Annotated in this window: 7 protein-coding genes and 1 pseudogene; 5 read left to right on the plus strand and 3 right to left on the minus strand. The window is 62.1% G+C overall.

What is annotated here, in order from left to right; translation table 11 throughout:
• The first annotated feature begins 18 nt into the window (after nt 1-18).
• From ACE3S9_RS13870 to arsH, 5 genes are read left to right on the plus strand one after another with little or no spacing between them, the layout of a single operon-like run.
• Nucleotides 19-372 carry an ArsR/SmtB family transcription factor gene (locus ACE3S9_RS13870; protein ID WP_374547061.1) on the plus strand — a complete coding sequence of 118 codons (354 nt, stop codon included), beginning with the start codon at nt 19-21 and terminating at the stop codon, nt 370-372.
• Nucleotides 369-893 (plus strand): arsenate reductase ArsC, encoded by a 525-nt coding sequence (locus ACE3S9_RS13875; protein ID WP_374547062.1) that lies wholly within the window; start codon nt 369-371, stop codon nt 891-893. Before ACE3S9_RS13870 ends, ACE3S9_RS13875 begins: the two co-directional genes overlap by 4 nt.
• Nucleotides 894-944: 51 nt before the next feature.
• Complete coding sequence (arsB, locus tag ACE3S9_RS13880; RefSeq protein WP_374547063.1) at nt 945-2,021, plus strand: ACR3 family arsenite efflux transporter; 1,077 nt, start codon at nt 945-947, stop codon at nt 2,019-2,021.
• A 4-nt stretch (nt 2,022-2,025) separates the two neighbouring features.
• On the plus strand, nt 2,026-2,448 hold the full coding sequence (arsC, locus tag ACE3S9_RS13885) for an arsenate reductase (glutaredoxin) (RefSeq protein WP_374547064.1): 423 nt from the start codon (nt 2,026-2,028) through the stop codon (nt 2,446-2,448).
• A gap of 1 nt (nt 2,449) precedes the next feature.
• Entirely contained in the window at nt 2,450-3,163 is a 714-nt protein-coding gene (arsH, locus tag ACE3S9_RS13890) for an arsenical resistance protein ArsH (RefSeq protein WP_374547068.1), read from the plus strand.
• Nucleotides 3,164-3,436: 273 nt separating this feature from the next.
• Here the strand turns inward: arsH and ACE3S9_RS13895 are convergent.
• The 3 genes and pseudogenes from ACE3S9_RS13895 to ACE3S9_RS13905 form a co-directional block, all read right to left on the minus strand.
• Nucleotides 3,437-3,541: pseudogene (locus tag ACE3S9_RS13895) on the minus strand (MerR family DNA-binding protein); the annotation flags it as partial.
• Between the two features lie 220 nt (nt 3,542-3,761).
• Nucleotides 3,762-5,141: a sensor histidine kinase gene (locus tag ACE3S9_RS13900; protein ID WP_374547066.1), complete on the minus strand. Its 1,380-nt coding sequence runs from the start codon at nt 5,139-5,141 to the stop codon at nt 3,762-3,764.
• A gap of 1 nt (nt 5,142) precedes the next feature.
• A partial coding sequence (locus ACE3S9_RS13905) for a winged helix-turn-helix domain-containing protein (RefSeq protein ID WP_374547067.1) occupies nt 5,143-5,621 on the minus strand: 479 nt, incomplete at its 5' end.

Consider the following 5,621-nt stretch of genomic DNA (forward strand, 5'->3'; position numbering starts at 1 on the left):
ATCCAATAATCTCGATATATGGATGAAATAAGCGCTCTTTCCGCTTTTGCGGCCTTATCGCAGGCGACCCGCCTGCAGGCCTTTCGGCTGCTGGTGACTCGGGAACCTGACGGCGTCCCGGCGGGAGAACTCGCGCGGCTGGTCGGCGTGCCGCAAAATACGCTGTCCACGCACCTCTCGATTCTGGCCAACGCCGGACTGGTTCATGGCGAGCGGCACAGCCGTTCGATTGTCTACCGCGCCAACTTGGGCCGCCTGCGCGAAGTCGTTCTCTTTCTGCTCAAGGATTGCTGCGGCGGACGCGCTGAGTTGTGCGCGCCACTGATTGCCGAACTCTCCCCCTGCTGTCCCGAAAAAGGCGAACGCTCATGATTGACCGCGTTTTCAATGTGCTGTTCCTGTGCACCGGCAACACCGCGCGTTCGATCATCGCGGAAAAAATCCTCGCCAAGGACGGCGCCGGCAAATTCCGCGCCTTTTCCGCCGGCAGCCATCCCAAGGGCGTCGTCAATCCCTTCGCCCTCAAGGTGCTGGCGGAGGCAGGCTATCCGACCGATGGCGCGCGCTCGAAGAGCTGGGACGAATTCGCCGGCGAGGACGCGCCGAAGATGGATTTTGTCTTCACGGTCTGCGACGCCGCCGCCGGCGAAACTTGCCCGTTCTGGCCGGGCCAGCCCATGACCGCTCATTGGGGCGTCGAAGACCCTGCGGCGGTTGCGGGAGCCGACATCGAGAAAGAGCGCGCCTTCGTCACCGCGTTCCGCTATCTCAAGAACCGCATTACCGCTTTCGCCGCAATCCCGGTCGAACGGCTCGACCGATTGACGCTCGCCGCCCGGCTGAACGAGATCGGACGGATGGAAGGCGCGACCAAAGCCAAATCCGAAGCCTGATTTTTCATTTCCCGGCTCCGCGACCGTCGCCGGCGTCAACGGAATTCGCCCATGTCCACGTTTGAACGTTACCTGAGCCTCTGGGTGGCGCTGTGCATCGTCGCCGGCGTCCTACTCGGCCATTTCTTCCCGCCAATCTTTCAGACCATCGGCGCCGCGGAAATCGCCAAGGTCAATCTGCCCGTCGCCGCGCTGATCTGGCTGATGATCATCCCGATGCTGCTGAAGATCGATTTCGCGGCCTTGGCCCAGGTCAGGGAGCATTGGCGCGGCATCGGCGTGACCTTGTTCATCAATTGGGCGATCAAGCCCTTTTCGATGGCTCTGCTCGGCTGGCTGTTCATCGGCGGTCTGTTCCGCGCCTATCTGCCCGCCGATCAGATCGACTCCTACATCGCCGGGTTGATCCTGTTGGCGGCGGCGCCCTGTACGGCCATGGTGTTCGTGTGGAGCAATCTTTCCAAGGGCGAGCCGCATTTCACTTTGAGCCAGGTGGCGCTCAATGACCTGATCATGATTATCGCCTTCGCGCCGATCGTCGGCTTGCTGCTCGGTCTGTCGGCCATCACCGTGCCTTGGGGGACTTTGATCCTCTCGGTCGCGCTTTACATCGTCGTACCGGTCGTCGTCGCGCAGGTCTGGCGCCGCTCCCTGCTGGCGCGCGGCGGCGAGGCCGCGATTTCGGCGACGCTGAAGCATTTGCAGCCTCTGTCGCTGGTCGCCCTGCTCGCTACTCTGGTTCTGCTGTTCGGCTTTCAGGGGCAGCAAATTCTGGCGCAGCCGCTCGTCATCGTCATGCTCGCGGTCCCGATCCTGATCCAGGTCTATTTCAACGCCGGCTTCGCCTATGTGCTCAACCGGGCGACCGGGGAAGCCCATTGCGTGGCGGCGCCGTCGGCGCTGATCGGCGCCAGCAATTTCTTCGAGCTTGCGGTCGCCGCCGCAATCAGCCTGTTCGGCTTCCATTCCGGCGCCGCGCTGGCCACGGTCGTGGGCGTCTTGATCGAAGTTCCCGTCATGCTGTCGGTGGTCAAAATCGTCAACGCGACCCGCTCATGGTACGAGGCGGGCGCGGCCGTTCGCCGGCGTGGCGTCGGTCGGCAAATCAGCGGAAAGGTCGCCGGCTAAAGCCATGAATGTCGTGATTTATCACAATCCGGACTGCGGCACGTCGCGCAACGTTCTGGCCCTCATCGAAGCGGCCGGCTACCGACCGACAATGATCGAATATCTCAAGACCGGCTGGACCAAGCCGCAGCTTCTCGGCCTGTTCGCCGCCGCCGGCCTGACGCCGCGCGAGGCCTTGCGGACGACGAAATCGCCGGCGGGGCAACTCGGCCTGCTCGATCCCACGGTTCCTGACGAAACGCTGCTCTACGCCATGGTTGAACATCCAATTCTGGTCAACCGGCCCATCGTCTGCACGACGAAGGGCGTGAAGCTGTGCCGTCCGAGCGAAGTCGTTCTCGATCTGCTCGACCGTCTGCCGCCGGGTCCCTTCATGAAGGAGGACGGACAATTGCTGATCGACGTGGAGGGTCGCCGAGTTGGCTAAGATTGTCGATTCCACACCAAATATTGACGAAACCTGCTTCAGTCCGATCGATGAGCGGCGGCTGTTCTCCGCGCCGCGTCCTACCCACGCGCCGCGCATGTTGCTGCTTTATGGTTCGCTGCGAAAGCGCGCCTTCAGCCGGCTGATGACCGAAGAGGCGGCGCGCATTCTTCAGCGCCTCGGCGCCGAGACGCGGACCTTCAACCCGAGTGGCTTGCCATTGCCCGATGATGCCGAAGCCGAGCATCCCAAGGTTCAGGAATTGCGCGACCTTGTCACGTGGTGCGAAGGCATGGTCTGGTGCTCGCCGGAGCGCCACGGCGCGATGACCGCTATCATGAAGGCGCAGATCGACTGGATACCTTTGTCGCTCGGCGCGGTCCGCCCGACGCAGGGCAAGACGCTCGCGATCATGCAGGTCTGCGGCGGCTCGCAGAGCTTCAACGCCGTCAATCAAATGCGTATTCTCGGCCGCTGGATGCGGCTGATCACCATCCCGAATCAGTCTTCTGTCGCCAAGGCCTTCATGGAATTCGACGACAACGACCGGATGAAGCCCTCCGCCTATTACGACCGTATCGTCGACGTGATGGAAGAGCTGGTCAAGTTCACGCTGCTGACCCGGGGCTGCGCCGACTACCTCGTCGATCGCTATTCGGAACGCAAGGAAAACGCCGAGGACTTGTCCAAGCGGGTCAACCAGCGTTCGATCTGATCGCGCTTTTGACCGCAGGCAGGCGGAAAAGAGCGATGATGTCATAGCGTGAAGTTTTTTCGGCATTCCCGCGGCTGGTTTTGACCAGTTTCGGCGGCCCAGCAGCGCATCTCTCGTATCGCACGCTCTCTGGCGAATCTTGAGGCCAGGGACGGGCCAAATGTTTCGGTTCACGTCAGCTTGCCATGACGGTGGCTCTCGTCGGCCAGCGCCTCGATCACGCGGCATTCCCGCACCTGGCCGACGCGGCGGTGCGATCATTTGCGCCAGTTCGTCCCTGAGGGCGGCGAGACGGGCGATGCGCAGGTCCACTTCCGCCAGCCGCGCGCGGGCGATGGCGTCGGCCTCCGCGCAAGGATGACGATCAACGTCATCGATACGGCGATACGCGGCATGGCCTCGGAACCGGCGCCTGTGCGCCGCAAGATCGGTGGCAGGCCGGCCCTAATCGCCGCGTCCGTCATCATTTTCGGCCGCGCACGCTCAGCCCGCCCATTCTGCTCCACGAGCCCGGAATTAGAATTCGATATCCTCTTTGACAGATCCGGAGGACGCACGATATCTGCGGGACCACGCGCGCCCAGGTTATCGCCTGCCTCTATGCGGTATCGAGAGGTCCGCGACCGCAGGCGTCGAAGTTCAAGCGGACGAGCGTTCCTCCCTGCGGGGCCTCGTCGATCTCGACACTGCCTCCGTGCGCCTCCACGATAGCGAGGACAATCGCCAAACCAAGCCCGGCGCCTTTGTTGCTGCTCTGGTCGATCCGATAAAATCGCTCCATCACCTTGGCTCGCATTTCTTTGGGGATGCCAGGTCCGCGGTCGCGCACTGTGTAGCAGGCGCCGGGACCGCTTGTGACCTCGACAGCGGTCCCGGCCGGCGTATGGGAAAGACCATTTTCGATGATGTTTCTCAGAGCGCGGCCGATCGCCTCGCTGTGACCGTGAATCTCGGGGGCGCCAGCGTCGTGAAACACCAGGGATCGCCCACGGGCGACGGCCAGAGGCGTGAGATCGGCCACTACATCACGTGCGACCGCCGTGAGCGGAACAAGCGCCTGTCCGTCGATTTCAAGAGCAGTGGCCTGAGACATGTCGAGCATCTGGTCGACAAGTCGTTTCATGCCGTGCGCATCCCTCAAGAGCTTGGATTTGACGTCACCGTCCGGCAACTTGCCGATGGAGAGAAGCATGATCGCCAAAGGCGTACGTAACTCGTGCGCTGCATTGCCGGCAAACTCCCGAAGCGCGCGGACAGATCGTTCGAGGCGGACAAGCATCCGATTGACTGCGGCGACCAGCGCCTGCACCTCGCGCGATGAAGTCGAGGCGTCGATGCGCGTCGAGACCTGGGCCGGATTGATCTCGTTGACCGCAGCGATCACGACCCTCAATGGCTGGAGTGTGCTGCGAACCGCGCTGATATTAAAAAGCAGGAACATCAGCGACAACAGGATCACGGGAAAGATCACATGGACCCTGACCTCGTTATAGATGACCGGAACAACCGGCCGAAATCCAGCTCCGGAAATCGCGACGCTGATCCAATATGGTTGACCTGACACCATGACGCGGCGGGTTCCCGACAGCAGAAAACGATCCCCCCATTCCTCGCGCTGCGTTCGGATCACCAGAAACGACGCCGGCGCCTCGTCGGCGACCTTCAGGTCACCTGCATCAAATCGTCCGACAACGGCGCCGTCCCGCTCGTGGACCAAGAACGCGCGACGCGTACTTGCGACAAAGGCTTCCTTGAGATCCTTTGGTATAACGCCGTTCTCAGCGCGAATCTGCGGGATAAACTCCGCAATTTGATTGGCTTCGGCAGTCACAAGAAGCTGGTCGAGTTCGTTAGGGTTGTCGACATACATCCAGATTACAACCAGCAACTGGATCAACGTGAACCCAAGGCCCACCAGGGCGAGGCGCAGCGACAGCGTTGCGAACAGGCTTCGAGTCGGAAGCGCCTTCGTCGTCACGTCAGGACTGCTCCTCACCGAGTAAGACATTCGTAGGGGTCCGCCTCTCCGCCAGCATGTACCCTATCCCATGAGCGGTGTGTATGGCGACCTCAGCCCGAGAGCTCGACAGGCGCCTGCGTAAGCGAGAAACCGTGGCCTCGAGCGCGTTTGGCGTCACCGGCGATTCCAATGAATAAAGCGCCTCTTCAAGGCTTTCCTTGGCGACGACGTGATCCACCCGACGCATCAGACGCTCAAGCAGATCGCGCTCGCGCGGCGACAGACGGATCGGCGCGCCATCCACTCGAACCTCACGCCCCACGCTATCGAGCTCAAGGTTAGCCACTTTAAGCGTGACGCCGAGACACGCCCCCGGCCGGCGGAGCAAGGCGCGGCATCTGGCGGCCAGTTCGGGCAGTTCGAAGGGCTTCACCAGATAGTCGTCCGCGCCGGAATCGAGGCCCTTGACACGGTCGCCGAGGCCATCGCGCGCCGTAA

This window comes from Rhodoblastus sp. (genome assembly GCF_041915505.1).
Lineage (GTDB): Bacteria > Pseudomonadota > Alphaproteobacteria > Rhizobiales > Beijerinckiaceae > Rhodoblastus.

Coding starts and splice junctions, on each gene's coding strand:
- ACE3S9_RS13870 (WP_374547061.1), top strand. CDS start 19: ATGGATGAAATAAGCGCTCTTTCCGCTTTTGCGGCCTTATCGCAGGCG.
- arsC (WP_374547064.1), top strand. CDS start 2,026: ATGAATGTCGTGATTTATCACAATCCGGACTGCGGCACGTCGCGCAAC.
- arsB (WP_374547063.1), top strand. CDS start 945: ATGTCCACGTTTGAACGTTACCTGAGCCTCTGGGTGGCGCTGTGCATC.
- ACE3S9_RS13875 (WP_374547062.1), top strand. CDS start 369: ATGATTGACCGCGTTTTCAATGTGCTGTTCCTGTGCACCGGCAACACC.